Below are 15,186 nucleotides of genomic sequence, written 5' to 3'. Positions count from 1 at the left end.
CCATCATCTGCCCCTGATACTGCGCATTGCTTGGCGATAGAGGACCTCTGCCTGGTAAGAGCTGCGGACAAAGGGTCCGGCGGCAACGCCTGCAAAACCAAAGGCCAAGGCCCTCTCAGCCAAATTTGCGAATTCCTCGGGCGGCAGGAAACGCCGCACCGGAAGATGGAGCGTACTCGGCTGGAGGTACTGGCCCATAGTGAGGATGTCGCAGCCAACCGTGCGCAGATCGCGCCAGGCTTCTTCAAGCTCGCTGTCCGTTTCGCCAAGGCCAAGCATGATTCCGGTCTTGGTCGGTATCTGCGGATGGCTTTTCTTGGCCCGGCGGAGCAGCTCAAGGGAGCGACCATATTCGGCCTGCGGCCGCACCTCGGGATACAATCGTGCCACCGTCTCGATATTATGATTGAGGACGTCCGGACCGGCATTGAGGATGGCGGCAAGGGCCTGACGGTCACCCTGCAGATCAGGGATAAGCAGCTCCACCAGGGTGTTTGGCTGACGTTCGCGAATGGATGCCACAGTTTGGGCGAAAAGCGCCGCCCCACCGTCCGGCAAGTCATCACGGGTCACCGAGGTGACCACGGCATAACGCAGACCGAGAAGGGCCACCGCCTTGGCGACCCGCCCCGGTTCCTCAAGATCTGGGGGTGCTTCGGGCGAATGACCGACCGCACAAAACCGGCAGTTGCGGGTGCATTTGTCGCCGAGGATCATAAAGGTCGCCGTCCCCTTGCCATAGCACTCGAACAGGTTCGGACATTTAGCTGCCTGGCAGACGGTGGTCAGACCATGGCCTATCAGCAGCTTACGGATCTTCTCATATTCCGGTCCGGTCGGCAGACTGCGCCTCAGCCATTTGGGTTTGCCCGAAGGGTTCGGGCTTGTGCACGATGACATGAAGATTTTCCTTACTAAGGGGGATAAAAGGGCGACCAAATATCCGTGTAAGTTGTCCAAGGAGGTCTTTTTTTAACGCTCCCACCTCGACTTGCCGGCCACATTCCCGGCTGAGAGAGGTCATCTGCACCCCAGCAAGGCCACAAGGATTGACCCAGGAAAACGGTGCGAGGTCAAGGCTCACATTGAGGGCCAGGCCATGAAAGGTGATGCCGTGGCGGATGGCGATGCCGACGCTGCCAAGTTTTTTCCCGCCCGCCCAAACCCCGTGGTTGCGGGGATCCCGTCCGGCGACGACTCCGCTTTCGGCGGCGAGACGGAGCATGATCTCTTCCAGGCAACACACATACTCGGCAACCCCAAGCCCCGCCTGGCGCAGGTGAACTATCGGATACACCACCAATTGCCCTGGGCCGTGATAGGTTATATCGCCGCCACGTTCGATATGCAGCAGAGGTATCTGCCTTTCCCTAAGAAATTCCTCTGACACCATAAGATGCCGGCGGCCTCCCCGTCTGCCAAGGGTGAAGGTGCGGGGGTGTTCGGTCACCAAAAAGACATCGTCCACCGGTTGGCCACTGCGTCTTTTCTCAACGAGGGCCAATTGCAGGGCACGAACCGCCGCGTAGTCGACTAAACCCAGATCGACTACGCAGGCGGCCTTCCCGTCATGAACCACAGAGGCAGGGGTGTCGTGCCGCCAGGGTTTCATCAAGGCGCCGCATCTTTGCCCTCTGGGGTGCCTGGCGCAGGAGCTCAGGATTTTCCTTGGCCTCGCGGACAATCATCTGCACCACCTCGATGAACTGGTCGATATCGGCCTTGCACTCCGTCTCGGTCGGTTCAATCATGATCGCCCCATGCACCACCAGAGGGAAATAGATGGTCGGCGGATGATAGCCGCAGTCGATAAGACGCTTGGCAAGGTCAAGGGTACTGATCTTATCCTCCTGCAGCCAGGCGTCGGAAAAGACACACTCGTGCATACACGGCCGGTTATAGGCGAGCGGCAAGGTATCTTTCAACTTTTCCTTGATATAGGCGGCGTTGAGCACCGCCAGCTGACTGGCCTTCTTGAGGTTTCTGGCACCCATGGTGCGAATGTAGCTGTAGGCGCGGAGAAGCACTGAGAAGTTACCATGGAAGGCGTGAACCCGGCCAATCGATTCAGAACCGCCATAATCCAAAAGGTAGCCGTTCGCCACTTTTGTTGCGCGCGGCGCGGGCAAATATTTCGTCAGTTCCTCAGTGACGCATACCGGCCCGGCCCCCGGCCCACCGCCGCCGTGGGGGGTCGAGAAGGTCTTATGGAGATTGAGGTGCAGGACGTCCACCCCACAGCTCCGGGCATTGATGATGCCCATAACTGCATTCATGTTCGCCCCGTCGCCGTAGACCAGCCCGCCCTTGGCGTGCACCAGCTCGGCAATCTCGCGGATATTGGTCTCAAAGAGGCCGAGGGTATTGGGGTTGGTGATCATGATTCCGGCGGTTTCTTCGTCCATGACCGCCGCGATGGACTGAACATCAATGATGCCGTTCGGCCCCGACTTGATGGGTACAGGCTTGTAACCGCACAGAGCGGCGCTGGCCGGGTTGGTGCCGTGGGCGGTATCGGGAATAAGGATCTTGTTGCGCAGGGAATTGCGGCTCTTGTGATACGCGGCAAAGATCAGCATGCCGGTCAGCTCACCATGCGCCCCAGCCGCCGGTTGAACGGTCACGCCCGGCAGGCCGGTAATGGCCGCGAGAGACTCCTGTAACTCGTACATCACCCGGAGATTGCCCTGCACCAGCTCATCGGCAAGCATCGGATGGGCAGCGGCCAGCTCAGGCGTTGCCGCCACCTTTTCGTTGATCTTCGGGTTGTATTTCATGGTGCAGGAGCCAAGGGGATACATGCCGGTGTCGACCCCGTAATTCCATTGTGACAGCCGGGTATAATGGCGCACCACATCGACCTCGCTGAGATCGGGAAAATCGATGCCCTGCCCCTGCAACTCGGCGGGTAGCGTGGCCTCCGGCACATCGCTTGCCGGAACGCACATCCCCCGTCGACCTTTTTTGCCTTTCTCCCAAAGCAGGGCTTCGTTTTGAATGATGCCGCTTGCCCCCGGTACCTGTGTTGCGCTCATGACCTCACCTCCCCTGCGACTGCGTCCAGCACCTCTTTTGAAGCCGTTTCCGTGGCACAGAAAAGGTACCGACCGGCATGTTCCGGATAGTATCTTCCCAGGTCGAGACCAGCGACAATTTTTTTTGCGAGCAAGCGGTGGTATGCCGGCCGAAAATCCTCCTGGAATTCAACGACAAATTCATTAAAGGTCGGAGAATCAAAGACGATCTTCGCCCCCTTGGCGCGAAACTGGGCCTTGAGATATTCGGCCTTGCTGTAATTAAGTCGAGCCAGTTCACTGAGACCCGAACCACCCAGCGAGGCCATATACATGGCGGCGATCAAGGTGCAGATCCCCTGGTTGGAGCAGATATTCGAGGTGGCCTTTTCCCGGCGGATATGCTGCTCGCGGGTGGAGAGCGTCAAGACAAAACCGCGTTTGCCGTCGAGGTCCTGGGTCTTGCCGACCAAACGACCCGGCATATTGCGAACAAATTCGTCGCGGCAGGCAAACATGCCAAGGGCCGCCCCGCCAAAGGACCGTGACAGCCCAAAACTCTGGCCCTCGCCACAGACGATATCGGCACCGCAATCCCCGGGATTTTTAAGTAAACCGTAGGCCAGAGGCTCGGTAAAGGCGGTGATAAAGAGCGCCCCAGCGGCATGGATCGTTTTGCCCAACCCGGTAAGATCCTCGACCACCCCAAAGAAATTTGGCGACTGGATCGCCACCGCCGCAAGCTCACCAAGCCCGGCAAGACCACTGAGGTCGGTCCGGCCATCGGGCCCAACCGGCAGCTCGACCATTTCGTAACAGGTTGGAGAAAGATAGGCCCTGGCGACCTCCCGGTAATGGGGATGGACAGCGGCAGAGACCGCCACCCGAACCTTTTTCTTGGCTATCCGCAGTCCCATCAGCAAGCCTTCGGCGAGTGCTGAGGCGCCGTCGTAGATTGAGGCATTGGTGACATCCATGCCGAGCAATCGGGAGGTCAGTGTCTGGTATTCGAAGATGCCCTGCAGGGTGCCTTGGGCCATCTCCGGCTGGTACGGGGTATAGGCGGTGAGAAACTCGGAGCGGCTCATAATCGTCCGGATGGTCTCCGGGATATGGTGGTGATAACTGCCGGCACCGATGAGAACTTTATAGGTGTGATTAACCTGCATCGCCGCCGCCAGTTGCCCGACATGATCGGTTAATTGCCACTCATCCATCGACGGGGGCAGATCCATGTCTCCGACAAAGCGGCAGGCATCCGGTACCGAACAGAACAACTCGTCGAGACTCTTTCGCCCCACAACCGCCAGCATTTCCTGAATTTCATCATCGGTATGCGGTAAGTAGCGCATGAGATTATCCTTTGAGAAGGGTACGATAGGCATCAGCGGTTAAAAGTTGGTCAAGCTCACTGCTGTCGGCAGGTTTGATCTCGACAATCCAGTTGCTGTAGGAATCCTGATTGATCAATTCCGGGGCATCGCCAAGGGCCTCGTTCACCGCCACGATCTCGCCGCCGATCGGCAGGTAGAGTTCGGATACCGCCTTGACCGATTCGAGGGTACCGAACTGGTCTCCTTTGGCAAAGGTCGCCCCTGCTTCGGGCATCTCAACAAAGACGATATCCCCCAGTTGATCCTGAGCATAATCACTTATCCCGACCTTGAGGGTGGCGCCACTGGTGGTCACCCACTCGTGATCCTCGGTATAACGCACTTCCTCACTAAAAATCAGCTCACTCAGTTCCTTCATGATCCAGCCTCCCTTAAGAGTATTATCAAGCCAGCATCTTGTCCATTGGCCTTCTGGCAGTTCTATTCGGACGAATATCCGCTCGTATTTCAACGGCTATCTTTCTTTTTCCATCGGTCAGGACAACCCTTTCACCAGGAGCGCAGTTCCGGTCCAGCAACACGAAACCACAGCATAACCCTTTGGCCGGGAAGTCCTTATTGTCGGCAACACTGACTATCACTCCGTCCACCCGACCAATGGCCATATCGGTGGTGCAGGTCAAGATGGTACCGATGGGCTCGCCGGCCTCGTTCGTCACCCAATTCCCCTCACCGGCATTGATCTTTCGCGGATCAAACCCGGCAAAGGCAAGGGTGTACTTCCGCCATGAGGTCTTCAACAACGCGGCAGCACCAATAAAATCCTTGGTAAACCCAGTCCTTCCATCATTCCAGGCAAGTGCGAATTGCCAGGGGTTGTGCAAGAACGGCCATGCCCCGATATCCTGATGGGAAAGAGGCAGTACCGCTCCCGCTCGAAGCGAATCCCGAGCGGCAAGACCGCAGGCCAGCAGCCCGCTCTCCCGCCCTGCCTCCAGAAGCATTAACCAAAGAGGGAGAAGCCGATCGATGGCGACAAAGAGTTCAAAGCCAAATTCGCCGGTATAGCCGGTACGCGATACAAGCACCGGCGTGCCGTCGACCAGGGTCTGTGGACAATCGGTTGCGAATGTCCCAAAACCGCCTTTAAAGGAAAAGTAGGGCAACTGGTGAAAAACACCCCCGGGGTCGACCAGGACTTTCTGTAAAATCGCCGCCGCCAACGGCCCCTGAATATCCATTTTGCCGACCTTGTCGGTCAGGTCATTAATAACCACATCGGGGCTGCTTGCGTGCTTCTGCAGATGGCCGGCAACAACCCCGCCCATACCGGCATTCACCACCACCATAAAGGATTCGGCCTGTAACTGATAGAGGATGGCGTCGTCGATGACCGTTCCATCATCGTCAAGAAACACTCCGTACACACATCTCCCGGCAACCAGAGGTGTTTTTTCCTTGCCGACGCAGGTACGAAGGTCCTTGCAGAGACACAGCTGCAGGAGCTCTCTAGCTCCCTGGCCGCGCACCGCTACCACTGCCATATGGCTGGTATCAAAAATGCCAGCCGCCTGGATAACCGCCAGATGCTCGGCCTTGGCGCCGGTTTTATACCACAGTGGCATATCGTAATTGCCAAAAGAGGCCATATTTGCCCCCTGCTCGACATGCCAGCCATGCAATACCGTTTTCTTTGGATTGTCCATTTTCCCACCTGGGTTTTAGTGCCCTTATTCAGCTTTGGTCAGCAGATTATCGCTCAAATTGATGGCAGTTTGCAAATATGAATCCCTGTTCTTTTGGAATTACTTTCTTCTTCTCGAGACTGCAGATGAATACCAAGGATGTCTTTCAGAGTGCCGCTCTCCTTTGGGAATCTGAAAAAACAAAAAACGAAGTCCCGGGGCATTAGAGGAATTTGGCAAACACTTCCGATGCCCCAGAGGCGTGGGCATTGCGCAAGGCTTTATCGGCAAGGCGATTGATGGCCGCAATATTACCATGGCTCAAGGCATGAATCTTGCGAATGGTTTCATAGGGAAAAAGGGCAGTTGAGTAGCCGCCCCCGCCGCCCGCAGCAAGTTGCAGGCAGAAACGGAGATAATCAGCAGTATCTTTGATGTTCAGTGGTTCAAGATGGAGCTGGCAATTGGTCTCGTCTTCGAAATATTCAGTCGTGGTTGCAACCATTTTACTGTCCATTTCCTTGGTACCGACGAGGACAATCTGTAGCATCTCCTCGCCATTCTCGTGATCATAGGCATTAGTTAGAGATCGAATCATCCCTTCCATGGCGGCGGGATACATCTGTTCGACATCATCTACCAGGAGCACCACCCGCCGACCGGCCCGCCTCTTGTCACCAAGAACGGCCTTAATTTGACTCAACAGTTCAGACTGGGATGCCTCAGAATAACCAGAAATTTTCAGACCAGCCGCGACTTCCTGCAGAATGGCAATAACCGATCCACTCAGGTCCTTAACAAGAAGAACCTCATAAAACGCCGGCAAGGCCTGCCGCAGCTTTTCGATCAACTGTGATTTGCCGCTACCCGATTCGCCGGTGACCTTGACAAGGTGTTTACCTTTTTCAAGAAGCTCCAGAAGCTGGCTATACATTTCAAGACGTTCCGACCAAGGAACATCCATGCAGCAAGGCCTGATACCTTCTCGAAAGGCTGTAAGTAAGGGGCTAAGGTCAACCACAGGCTGCACTGTACCGACGGTAGCGCATACAACCGGGCCGTTGCCACGTGCTGCACCACTTTGCAAAGCACAATCAAGAATAGCCCCGGGTTCAACGGCAAGCTTTATGGTCTCCACCGTCCCGACATGGCGACCGGTTCGCAGCAAGGTCAAGGACTCGGTAATGACCGACCCTTCCATGTGGCCGGCGCAACTGATCACCTTGGCGGCAATGTCTCCGGCCACCCTTCCGGTTTCCCGAATATCAAGATCCTGGCCGGAGAATGAACCCTCTAGCGCCCCTTCGAGAACCACCCGGCCACGACACTCTACCCGCCCGGAGATAACCATCTGTTTGGTTATTATACTTTCATATTCATGAATCATGAGCCACTCGCCGGGACCCGCATCGGGCCAATCATAAACATCTTTTCGCGATCCATTGGTGCAAATGGTCGCATGTTCCGCGCCAGCCGCAAGAAAAACATGCTTTTTTCTGCAATCATAATTGTACATCCTCCTTTAGCTCGAAGGAGAGTGGATATTGCCATCTATCTACCCATAAAGAGCCAGGTTTTCCCAATCCAGCGGGAGATCCAAGGCCGGCTTTATCATATTTTGACGAGTGCTGACTAAAATAAGGGTTGATAACTGATTGGCGAATTCGTACTTTCTGGCATGAGAGATTACACCTTCAGCCACAGAAGACAATAACGACGTTTTTTCCAACCCAAGGACACCCGATGGATACCAAACCACAAAGCACTATCGATACCGGCAAGCAGCTTGACATTGAAGACGACAAGGCCCTTGATATGGCCTTGCAACAAATGGAAGTCCTCTACAAATCGCGCTGCGTTCAAGCGTCAACCGGTGCGAATATTACCATCCGGGAAGTAAAAAAAGAAGAGTAGTCCCTGATGTTACATAGTGGCACGCTCATCAAGAAGAGAACCGGCCGTATCCCATTCCATCTGGCATTCTCTTTTCGGATCTGGTACAGACTGCCAAACTCATAGCCAAAAGCGCTATCCCACCCGAAAATTCAAATGGAAGTCAGTAACATGATCCTGGATAATCCGGCCCTCCTGCAGTTCATCAAGTACGCCCTGGCAGGCGGCCTTGCCACTGTTACTCATATCACTATATTTCACCTTATCGCCTGGAAAATCTTTCCTTCATTGCAGGAAAGAGACCATGCAGTTCGATTATTCAACTTAGCCATCCACAAAGTCAACGTCACCACCAGGGCCCGCAACTCGATGATCGGCAACTTCATCGCCTTTCTTGTAGCCAATATGGTGGCCTATATCACCAACATTCTCTTTGTCTTTCAGGCTGGAAAATATCCTATTGTTATCGAAATCCTGTTATTTTACGCTGTTTCGGGAATAAGTGCCTTCCTGGGAACCATGCTGATGGGCATTCTCATCAAACGTTTCGGCCTGCTCACGACCTATGCCTTTGTCGCCAACATCTTCACGTCGGTAATGATCAACTACGCGGTGCGGAAGTTTTTCATTTTCCAAGGATAGTCTGCAATTCACTCTCCGACCAATTGCTCTGGGGGACCAGAAAAGTGTTTGGGCGGCACCAAAGAGGGCTCGGGAAGAGATGAATTGAGGGAATGGGGCCCTTCCTCCCATCCCCGATCATCGGAATACATTATTACCAGGTACGTATTCGCGAAGAAGGAGCACACAATTTCCCGAGAAACATAGAAAAGACGAGATAGGTACTCTGGCACATAGCCTTATGGCTCAAGGGATTCCGATTCCCCCCATTTCCAAACCAGCATAGCGCCAATAATATAGTTGTTGTGGGTTTCGACGAGAGGGCTATCCTCAAAGGCCGCACCGCTACTGTTTATCCATCTGCCGTAAGCGCTGACCCAAAAACTGGAGGTCAACTCCTTGGTGATACTTCCGGACAGTTGTAACCCGCTATAGCCACCATCCGCCTTGTAGTATTGCCTGTTTACCGTGACCTCATCACGAGCAACATCGTAGAAGTAGCTATGCATCTCGGCATCGGCAAAGCGTATTCCGGTACTGAGATGAAAGCGAATTTTCTCTTCCTTGAAGATCCTCGAGTCCCTGAATATCAACGTTAAATCTGATACGTACCCTTCATACCCCATATCGAGTCCGTCTTCAAAATCAAAGGAAAACGCCGCCCGCAGATCTGCCTGGAGAAAGAGAGAGTCCCTCTCTCCGTATTCGTAGAAATAGAAATTGACTGCTGGACCAATTTCACCCAGGGCGTCGAGGTCATCCATACCTTCTCTGGCCTTGTTATCTCCTGCTGGAGGGTTTCCGTTCATGGAGATATCCATTTCAACTTTCTTCGACTGCCAGAAAATGCCGCGAATCCCTTCTCGATCTGCCTTTAATACCTCGCCCCGGTAAACAAAATATGGCGCGGGAAAGGCATAGACCTGATATTCATCCGACCCTGTGTAATGCGGGATGGTGGCCCCCAAACCAACAATTCCATACTCGTAAAGCGGCAGTTTTTCCACCGGCGGAGTCGACGATTCACTTGCGTATACCCCTGAGCACCAAAGTGCCGCAGACAACCCAACCAGTAGAAACTTATTTCCTTTACCCATCCTTCTCCTCACTCATCCCACAGTGAAACTTTTGGGCCCTGCGGATTTTTTTCCCAACGCCCTTTGATGACATGGGCAAATCAGCGGGGCTGAGTATCATATATTTATCTGCGATATGCTGCGAAAACAGGCGCACCCTGCTTGTACTGGTTCATGGGTGGTGCCTGTAACCGCCTGGCCTGCCAATATTTTTCCTGCCAATAGGAATCGTCTAGACTGGAAAGGGTTACCCCCTTTGAAAGGGATGCGTGCACAAACTGGTCTTCGGCCAGGTAAATACCCACATGTTTCTTGGCTCGCCCAGTGTTGAAGAAGACCAAATCTCCGGTCCGCAAGGCAGCTCTTGAAACCTCTCTGCCACTTTCAGCCTGCTCAATCGCCGTTCTCGGCAACGACACACCAAACAAATCCCGGTAAGCAAGGAGGGTGAACCCCGAGCAGTCGATACCCGAAGGTGACATCCCGCCATCTACATAGGGCGTTCCCCGCCATTTTTCATAATGCTGTTTCAGCTGGAGGATATTTGTATTGGCAACCACAGGCGCCTCGGCTGCGAGGACCCGCCGTTGTTGCGGAACATAGGTCACATGAACCTTTGTCGCGCAGCCCTGAATCGACAAAACAAAAGATATTATTACAAGTAGATAGCTAATATTAAAAGTCCGGCACCTTCTCTCTGTATCCCTTGCACCGAGCATCATCCCTGCCCCGCCATCCATAGTATCCTCTCTGTCGTTCCGCCTTTCTTAGCAAACTGCTCCGATCCAAACCGACACAACCTCGTTGATAATAAAGGAAATATACGATAAATACAATGATAGGGTTAACGAAATTTTCGGAATATACCAGTTATTGCGATCCGTGTGAGACCACCAGCGGTTCATTTTTTCAGGAAGTCAAATCCGAGGTGCCCCGTGAGCATACAAGATCTCTCTGACCGAAGTTCCAAAACCTATGACCGCGACCGTCGGCGGTTAATCCCGTGTTACGACGATTTCTACTCTATTCCCTTGGAAATCATCCCCTTTCTTCCAGATCGCGAATTGCGTATCCTCGATCTCGGAGCCGGCACCGGCCTTTTGAGCGCTGCCATTGCGGCGCTCTATCCACGGGCCCTGCTCACCCTAGTCGACCTTGCCCCTGAAATGCTGCGCGTCGCCGAGGCAAGATTTGCACCTGGCGACAGTGGTCGATTGACATTCCAGGTCATGGACTACGGCAGTGAACCCCTGAAAGGCACCTACGATTTGATTATCTCCGCCCTCTCAATCCACCACCTGGGCGGCAGCAAGAAGAGAGAGTTATTTCAGAAAGTCCACGACGCACTCGAACCGGGTGGACTTTTTATTAACGCCGACCAGGTACTTGGCGAAAATGCGGTGGCCGAAAGTATCTGTACCCGGATCTGGCTGCAAAAGGTGCGGGCTAGCGGTATCACAGAAAATGCGCTGAGCGAGGCCCTTGAGCGTATGCGAGAAAACCACATGTCCCCTCTTTCCAGCCAGCTCGACTGGCTAGAAATGGCCGGCTTTAACGATATCATCACCTGGTACCGATATTATAACTTCGTTGTTTATTCGGGCACAAAGCCTCTGCCAGCCTGATCTATCAAACGGTAACACCGGCCATTGCGTCCTGGGAAGGAGCCTTAGAAGTGCGATGCTTTTGTGTAACACTTGTCGCGCACTAGCTGCAGAAACGTTGCTTGCAAACATTTTATAACAAACTGCCGCCCCAATTTCGCTGACCGGCACACAACAGTATTCCTCTTTTTCAATATAAATTTCCCTGATACAAAGCTTTGTTTTTTTCTCTGATAATTTTTACCTCCGGTAAAACAAAAATTTCCAAATTGCCGCTTCTATGTTATAAAAGCCTGTTTGCAGTGCCGCCGACTTGCAAATCAGTCCAGACGAAGTTGAGTTTTTAATCAATTTTATTTAATATTGTTTTTCTTTTTGTGCTTCCGCAATGGTGCCGTGAGGCTAACAGTTCGTTTTTATAAACATGAGGAATAACGTATGTATAAAATTTCATATGAAAAAGATGATATTGTCATTCGCTTTGACAAAGAACTGGCAGACAGTGAAGTGTTGTCGAGGTTTCTCGGGCACATCAGCCTCCAGTCAATGTTAAAGAAAAGCAAGGACACGGAAACCACCAAGAAGCTCAGAGAAAAAAATCGCCTCAGCACCTTCCCCTCTGGGTTCAACCTCATTCGCGACCCGGCCTTGAACAAGGGCACCGCTTTCACCATCGAAGAGCGCGAAGCATTAGGCCTGACCGGTCTCCTTCCACCACGGGTCCATACCATTGACGAACAGGTTGAACGGGTATTGTGGAATCTCCGCAAGAAATCCACCGATATGGAGCGGTATATCTTTCTTACCGGTCTCCAGGATCGCAACAAGACGTTGTTCTATCGTGTTATTGTTGATAATATCGAGGACCTGATGCCCATTATCTACACCCCTACAGTGGGGCAGGCATGTCTCGAATACGGGCATATTTTTAGACGTCCCCGTGGTATTTATATCACCACCAACGACAAAGGCAGAGTAGCCGAACTGCTAGGCAACTGGCACAAAAAAGATATCAGGGTAATTGTCGTGACCGATGGCGAGCGTATTCTCGGCCTTGGCGACCTTGGCGCTGATGGCATGGGGATTCCTGTCGGCAAATTGGCCCTTTACACTGCCTGTGGCGGAATCCACCCATCGCTCAGCCTGCCCGTCACCATTGATGTAGGAACCAACAATCAAACCCTCCTGAACGATCCGCTCTACATCGGCAATAAACACCCGCGCATACGTGGCGAAGAGTACGATGATCTGATCGAAGAGTTCGTGCTGGCGGTGCAGCAGGTATTCCCCGGAGCAATGATTCAGTTCGAGGACTTTGCCAACGCCAATGCCTTCAAATTGCTGCAGAGGTATCGGGACCAAATCTGTTGCTTCAATGACGATATCCAGGGAACCGCCTCGGTAACGGTTTCAGGTCTTTTCTCCACCCTGCGGATTACCGAAAGTCGTCTGACTGACCAGAAATTTCTTTTCCTCGGGGCGGGGGAAGCTGGTATCGGCACAGGCGATCTGCTGGTTTCGGCCCTGATGGAAGAAGGCCTTTCCCGGGAAGAAGCGCGAACCCATTGCTGGTTTTTCGATTCCAAAGGACTGGTGGTCAAGGCCCGAACCGACTTGAAAGGGCATAAACTCGACTACGCCCACGACCATGAATGTGCCACTGATTTCCTGGCCGCTGTTGAATCCCTCAGGCCAACTGCGATTATCGGAGTCTCCGGCCAAGCTGGACGGTTTACCAAAGAGGTACTTGAAGCAATGGCGCGAATCAACGAACGTCCTGTAGTGTTTTCCCTGTCGAATCCTACTTCCAAGGCCGAATGTACCGCTGAAGAAGCCTATACCCATACCGCCGGACAGGCAATCTTTGCCAGCGGCAGCCCCTTCGGTCAGGTGATGGTCAATGGCAAGCGACTGGTTCCCGGGCAGGGGAATAATGTTTACATCTTCCCGGGGGTCGGCATGGGAGTCTTGGCCAGCGGAGCTTCACTCGTCACCGACGAGATGTTCCTTGTGGCGGCCCGAACCCTAGCTATGGAAGTGTCCGAGACGGATCTACGTGTCGGCCGCGTGTATCCGCCCCTTCCTAGAATCAGGGAGGTGTCTCTGGCGGTGGCAGTTGCCGTCGCCGACGTTGCTTATGCGAAAGGGCTCGCATCCAGGCCAAGACCGGTCGATCTGCCGGCCTTTATCGAAAGTCTGATGTACGAACCGGAGTATCAGCCATACGTGTAACAATCCTACCCACTCTCTGGAAAGAGTAGGTTCGTAAGGGGAGTTACCATGGAAGCCCTATATTGCAGGTGCTCGCAAAGAGCGAACCGGCCCGAGATTTGGTAGAAACGAAATGGCAACTTTCTGGGGCCGTTATGGGATGTTTCTTGTTCCGTAACGGCTCAATAGAAATAAACCCTACTACTCCAAGCTTTTCCAAAACAATGAAGCTCCATTTCCCAAACCCGCAATGCCTGTTCAGCCTTGATTAGCTCTACTGCTGCCGGATGCCTGCCGGCATAGATCAACTGGTCATAGGGATCTCGCTCCGATTGGCTTACCTGTGCGCATCACTTTGTCCTGTCCGGCTTAAGTCACCCTTTGGACGATAGACAAAAAACCGCTACACACTGAGTTGGTTTGCTTCCCCCCGGCAAGTATGCTAGAATAATGCAACTGCAAAAAGGATATATATTAAAATTTCACGGACTAAGAACATCTTTCGCACTTAGTCGGCGAACGAGCAGTTGTTTGAGAGAGTTGCTAAATTCACCCATATCCGCAAGGAGGAATGTATGATTGGTCCACTCAGGCTAGCAGTTCTTTTTCTTATCGGCCTCTTTTCCTTGGCTGGTTGCTCAAAAGAATATGTTCCCGTTGAACCGGCTCCCAATACCGGCACCGTCTTTCAGAAAACACCGCAAGAGGTACAGGTTGCCGCCCGCAACGCCTTAAGCAAGCTCAGCTTTGCCATTGTCAAGGAAACTGGAGAATACATAGAAGCGGTTTACCTCAAACCGGGAGAAACCGTCGCAGACAACACCGGAGAAAGAGCGTATATCTGGATAAAACCGCGTGAAAACAACGTCCTCGTTCTAACCTATACGCGCATGATTGCCGTCGGAACTAGCGGCATTGCCAAGCAAAAGCTCTGGGATCAACAGATCATTGCCAAGATGATTCAGGAATTGCAGTAAGGCTTGCAGTCAACTTGGCGTCCCGGCCGGCTCCTCCGTGTCGGGACGCCAAGGAGGTTAACCCATGACCTCTTTTTTAATCATTCACCAAACAAGGCTGGCTTGGTGCCTTGCCGTGTTTCTCCCCCTCGCCAGTTCCGCCCTTGTCGCTTCACACGCGGAAGGATCTGCCGGCAGTCCACCGGCCGTTGACTCAACCGCCCCTCAACACGGTCCAATTCATTCTACTCCCGCCGGGAAAAGTATCCCGGTAAGCGTCACTACAGGAGATACTGATGAGATGGTCGAAGTCCGCCTCTATTTCAAGACCATGGCCGCCAAAGACTACCTCTTCCTGCCGATGACCAATTCAACCAAGGGCACATTTACCGCCAATCTACCTCCGGCCAAAAATGACACTAAAGGTATCGACTACCTTCTGCTCTTTAAAAACACGCTGGGAGGAATACGAAAAACCAAACCATTTCGTTTACTGGTTCTAAACGACTACTCCACCCGATCGACAGCAGCCGGGATTTTTCACGCCCAGATCGAATACGATTCAAAGCAACTAATAAATAGTGACTTTGCCGTCCCCATCGAACTCTCACCAGCGGCACAACCCCTCCTCGCTGAAGCAATTGAAGATCCTTATACGCCTTTGGCGAGCCAGGGATCTAATACCAGCAAGGGCTTCACTGGTGGTCTCGGTGATCTGGGTGGTGTATCTTTCTCAATTAACGTGGGCGGGGTAGGCATTTTCTACCGCGGATTTTCAAGTCAATAGGGAAA

At 53.0% G+C, this 15,186-nt stretch carries 16 protein-coding genes; 6 read left to right on the top strand and 10 right to left on the bottom strand.

The genetic code is table 11. From position 1 onward, the window contains the following. Positions 1–3: 3 nt before the first annotated feature. The 8 genes from lipA to OEL83_01430 form a co-directional block, all read right to left on the bottom strand. Positions 4–900 carry a lipoyl synthase gene (lipA, locus tag OEL83_01465; protein ID MDK9705691.1) on the bottom strand — a complete coding sequence of 299 codons (897 nt, stop codon included), beginning with the start codon at positions 898–900 and terminating at the stop codon, positions 4–6. Continuing rightward, on the bottom strand, positions 821–1,612 hold the full coding sequence (gene lipB, locus OEL83_01460; protein MDK9705690.1) for a lipoyl(octanoyl) transferase LipB: 792 nt from the start codon (positions 1,610–1,612) through the stop codon (positions 821–823). The genes lipA and lipB overlap by 80 nt, the downstream gene beginning before the upstream one ends. Continuing rightward, positions 1,569–3,035 (bottom strand): aminomethyl-transferring glycine dehydrogenase subunit GcvPB, encoded by a 1,467-nt coding sequence (gene gcvPB / locus OEL83_01455; GenBank protein ID MDK9705689.1) that lies wholly within the window; start codon positions 3,033–3,035, stop codon positions 1,569–1,571. Before gcvPB ends, lipB begins: the two co-directional genes overlap by 44 nt. Continuing rightward, the gene (gene gcvPA / locus OEL83_01450) at positions 3,032–4,366 is read right to left on the bottom strand and encodes an aminomethyl-transferring glycine dehydrogenase subunit GcvPA (protein MDK9705688.1); all 1,335 of its coding nucleotides are present in this window, start codon (positions 4,364–4,366) and stop codon (positions 3,032–3,034) included. The genes gcvPB and gcvPA overlap by 4 nt, the downstream gene beginning before the upstream one ends. Before the next feature lie 4 nt (positions 4,367–4,370). Beyond that, the gene (gcvH, locus tag OEL83_01445; protein MDK9705687.1) at positions 4,371–4,766 is read right to left on the bottom strand and encodes a glycine cleavage system protein GcvH; all 396 of its coding nucleotides are present in this window, start codon (positions 4,764–4,766) and stop codon (positions 4,371–4,373) included. Between the two features lie 25 nt (positions 4,767–4,791). Then, complete coding sequence (locus OEL83_01440; GenBank protein MDK9705686.1) at positions 4,792–6,054, bottom strand: aminomethyltransferase family protein; 1,263 nt, start codon at positions 6,052–6,054, stop codon at positions 4,792–4,794. Between the two features lie 202 nt (positions 6,055–6,256). Then, a complete protein-coding gene (locus tag OEL83_01435) occupies positions 6,257–7,420 on the bottom strand; it encodes a polymer-forming cytoskeletal protein (GenBank protein MDK9705685.1) in 1,164 nt (387 codons plus the stop codon). After that, complete coding sequence (locus OEL83_01430; protein MDK9705684.1) at positions 7,417–7,539, bottom strand: hypothetical protein; 123 nt, start codon at positions 7,537–7,539, stop codon at positions 7,417–7,419. Before OEL83_01430 ends, OEL83_01435 begins: the two co-directional genes overlap by 4 nt. 237 nt (positions 7,540–7,776) lie before the next feature. Here OEL83_01430 and OEL83_01425 point away from each other — a divergent pair, with 237 nt between their 5' ends. Together OEL83_01425 and OEL83_01420 are read left to right on the top strand one after the other, a co-directional pair. After that, on the top strand, positions 7,777–7,947 hold the full coding sequence (locus tag OEL83_01425) for a hypothetical protein (GenBank protein ID MDK9705683.1): 171 nt from the start codon (positions 7,777–7,779) through the stop codon (positions 7,945–7,947). Between the two features lie 135 nt (positions 7,948–8,082). Beyond that, the gene (locus tag OEL83_01420; protein MDK9705682.1) at positions 8,083–8,568 is read left to right on the top strand and encodes a GtrA family protein; all 486 of its coding nucleotides are present in this window, start codon (positions 8,083–8,085) and stop codon (positions 8,566–8,568) included. A gap of 218 nt (positions 8,569–8,786) precedes the next feature. Here OEL83_01420 and OEL83_01415 read toward each other — a convergent pair whose 3' ends face one another. Continuing rightward, entirely contained in the window at positions 8,787–9,644 is an 858-nt protein-coding gene (locus OEL83_01415) for a MipA/OmpV family protein (GenBank protein ID MDK9705681.1), read from the bottom strand. 104 nt (positions 9,645–9,748) lie between these two features. Further along, the gene (locus tag OEL83_01410; GenBank protein MDK9705680.1) at positions 9,749–10,363 is read right to left on the bottom strand and encodes an NlpC/P60 family protein; all 615 of its coding nucleotides are present in this window, start codon (positions 10,361–10,363) and stop codon (positions 9,749–9,751) included. Between the two features lie 195 nt (positions 10,364–10,558). On the opposite strand from OEL83_01410, the gene OEL83_01405 reads away from it, so the two are divergent. The 4 genes from OEL83_01405 to OEL83_01390 all read left to right on the top strand — a co-directional run bounded on the left by OEL83_01405 (position 10,559) and on the right by OEL83_01390 (position 15,181). Beyond that, complete coding sequence (locus OEL83_01405; GenBank protein ID MDK9705679.1) at positions 10,559–11,248, top strand: methyltransferase domain-containing protein; 690 nt, start codon at positions 10,559–10,561, stop codon at positions 11,246–11,248. Between the two features lie 417 nt (positions 11,249–11,665). Next, entirely contained in the window at positions 11,666–13,459 is a 1,794-nt protein-coding gene (locus OEL83_01400) for an NAD-dependent malic enzyme (GenBank protein MDK9705678.1), read from the top strand. Positions 13,460–14,013: 554 nt separating this feature from the next. Then, on the top strand, positions 14,014–14,415 hold the full coding sequence (locus OEL83_01395) for a hypothetical protein (GenBank protein ID MDK9705677.1): 402 nt from the start codon (positions 14,014–14,016) through the stop codon (positions 14,413–14,415). Between the two features lie 64 nt (positions 14,416–14,479). After that, the gene (locus OEL83_01390; protein ID MDK9705676.1) at positions 14,480–15,181 is read left to right on the top strand and encodes a hypothetical protein; all 702 of its coding nucleotides are present in this window, start codon (positions 14,480–14,482) and stop codon (positions 15,179–15,181) included. Positions 15,182–15,186: the final 5 nt, after the last annotated feature.

This window comes from Desulforhopalus sp. (assembly GCA_030247675.1).
Lineage (GTDB): Bacteria > Desulfobacterota > Desulfobulbia > Desulfobulbales > Desulfocapsaceae > Desulforhopalus_A.
Note: the sequence above shows the minus strand (reverse complement) of the source record. Positions and strands in the feature narration are given on the sequence as shown.